Origin of the sequence: Ideonella azotifigens, assembly GCF_006519715.1 — a bacterium.
In the GTDB taxonomy this organism is placed as follows: Bacteria; Pseudomonadota; Gammaproteobacteria; order Burkholderiales; family Burkholderiaceae_C; genus Ideonella; species Ideonella azotifigens.
In genome coordinates this window covers 1-2,223 of the sequence record NZ_VIDT01000809.1, presented here as the reverse complement: position 1 = coordinate 2,223, position 2,223 = coordinate 1, and the positions used below count along the sequence as shown (strand labels likewise).

General features: G+C 68.0%; 3 protein-coding genes. 1 reads left to right on the top strand and 2 read right to left on the bottom strand.

Going from position 1 to position 2,223, the window contains the following annotated elements; genetic code table 11:
• On the top strand, positions 1–522 hold a 522-nt coding region (locus FKP22_RS27925; RefSeq protein ID WP_141291296.1), incomplete at its 5' end, for a glycosyltransferase.
• Between the two features lie 7 nt (positions 523–529).
• Here the strand turns inward: FKP22_RS27925 and ribA are convergent.
• Together ribA and FKP22_RS27915 are read right to left on the bottom strand one after the other, a co-directional pair.
• Positions 530–1,168, bottom strand: coding sequence for a GTP cyclohydrolase II (gene ribA, locus FKP22_RS27920; protein WP_141291294.1), 639 nt, complete (start codon positions 1,166–1,168; stop codon positions 530–532).
• Between the two features lie 227 nt (positions 1,169–1,395).
• On the bottom strand, positions 1,396–1,896 hold the full coding sequence (locus FKP22_RS27915) for a universal stress protein (RefSeq protein WP_170201136.1): 501 nt from the start codon (positions 1,894–1,896) through the stop codon (positions 1,396–1,398).
• Positions 1,897–2,223 lie beyond the last annotated feature (327 nt).

Here is a 2,223-nt window from a genome sequence, read left to right as displayed (position 1 = left end):
AACCTGGCCTACCTGGCGCCGCTGCGGCCGGTGCTGGCCAGGCTGGCGCAGCGGCATCCCGAACTGAAGCTGCGTGTCATCAGCTCGGACTGGCCGGACTGGGACGACGTGCCGATCGAGAAAGTGCACTGGTCGGCCGAGGGCGAGACGGCCGCGATCGCCGGTGCAGACATCGGCCTGATGCCGCTCAGCGACGACCCGTTTGCGCGCGGCAAGTGCGCCTTCAAGCTGTTGCAGTACATGGCCGCCGGCCTGCCCTGCGTGGCCTCGCCGGTGGGCGCGAACTGCGAGGTGGTGGTCCCTGGCCAGACCGGCTGGCTGGCCAACAAGCCAGCCGAATGGGAACACGCGCTGGAGACGCTGATCCAGCATCCCGAGCAGCGCCAGGCCATGGGCACCGCCGGCCGCCAGCGCGTGCTGACCCACTACGACCGGCCGCTGCTGTCCGGCCGCATGGCCCGCCTGATCGACCGGCTGGCCTCCGGACAGTTCGACCGGCCAGCCAAGCTGCGGGTCAGATAGACGGCACTCACCTCGCTGGATCGGCCTCCGAAGCTTCGTCCGGCAATTCCCGCGCCAAATCGAACAAATGGCCCATGCGGTGGGCCTTGGTGTCCAGGTAGGCGCCGTTGCGCGTGGTGCGGCCCACCTGCAGCGAGACGCGCTCCACCACGTCCACGCCGTGGGCCTTCAGGCCTTCGATCTTGCCGGGGTTGTTGGTGAGCAGCTTGACCGAGCGGATGCCCAGCTGCGACAGCATGGTCGCGGCAAAGCCGTAGTCCCGCGCATCGGCCGGCAGGCCCAGCAAGCGGTTTGCATCCAACGTGTCGACGCCGGTTTCCTGCAGCGCATAGGCGCGGATCTTGTTCAGCAGCCCGATGCCACGGCCTTCCTGGCGCAGGTAAAGCAGCGCGCCGCGGCCAGCCGTGGCAATCGCCTTCAACGCACTGCGCAGCTGCGGCCCGCAGTCGCAGTGGCAGCTGCCGAAGGCGTCCCCGGTCAGGCATTCCGAATGCAGCCGCACCAGCACCGGCTCGCCCGTGGACAGGTCGCCAAAGCACAGCGCGGCATGTTCCAGCCCGGTGGCCGGTTCCTTGAAGCCATGCAGCCTGAAGTCGCCATAGGCAGTGGTCAATCGGCAGCTGGCTTGTTCTGGTTCGAGATGCATGGGTGGTCGCTGAAGGATCGCTGGCGCCAGTTGCCAGGGCGCGCCGCTGGCGCGTCACAGCCCGGAAATGGCCTCCGGAGCGTCATTTTCGACGATTGCGAAGAGCTGCTGCCCGCGAGGGGTTGTCGTCGCCCTTCAAATCCGTTCAACAGGAGGCTTCAGGCACGGAAACAGCGCCCACCCATCGCCAGGCCTGCGCACGATCTGCATCGCGCCAAGAGGCGGTCTCAGCCTGAGGTCTGCAAGCGGGTCGGAACATCGGGCGCGAGCACGGACGGCTTGCCCTGCGGCGTTCGAACCAGCAGCAGCGGCACCTTGCTTCGCCGGCTGACGGACTCGGCCTCGCTGCCGAGGGCGGCGCGGCTCAGGCCTCGTCTGCCATGGGTGCCCATGACGATGAGCTCGGCCTGGTACTCGTCGGCTTCCGCGAGCACCAGGTCTGCCACCTGGTCTGCGCCAATGTCGCGCACCACGAAGTCGGCCCTGGCGCCTGCCTCGTGGGCCTGCGTGCAGGCCGCAGCGGCGAGTTCCTGGCTGCGCTGCCGCATCAGCGCCACGGTGCTCAGCAGACCATCCGCAGAAGCGAAGCCCATGTGGAGTTCAGAGGTGTCCACCACGACCAGGATGCGCAGTTCGGCCTGCAGCTCCGTTGCCAGCTGAATGGCCTCGCGGAGACCTTGCTGCGAGGTCTCACCGCCGTCAAAAGGGACCAGGATGCGACGGTACATGCGAATGTCCTCCGGTTCTGACGCGCCTCGGCACCCAGGCACCAGGATGGGCACCCCCGGCAGGCCGAGGTCAGTCCCGATCGATGCTACCGAGGCGCCAAGGCAACAGCTTGCGCCAGCGCAAGCCACGTCAAAGAGGGTGTCACCAGCCGCCATCGAGGCCACGCCCGTCTGAGCGAAGATCATTGCAGCGCCGCCAACAGGCCCTGCGCGGCACGCCAGTCGGCCGTCTTGAATCCCTCGGTGAAGCGTGCGAGAACGGGCTCGAGCAAGGCCCTGGCCTCCTGCGCGCGGTCTCGCGCCTGCCAGTGGCTGGCGAGGCTGCTG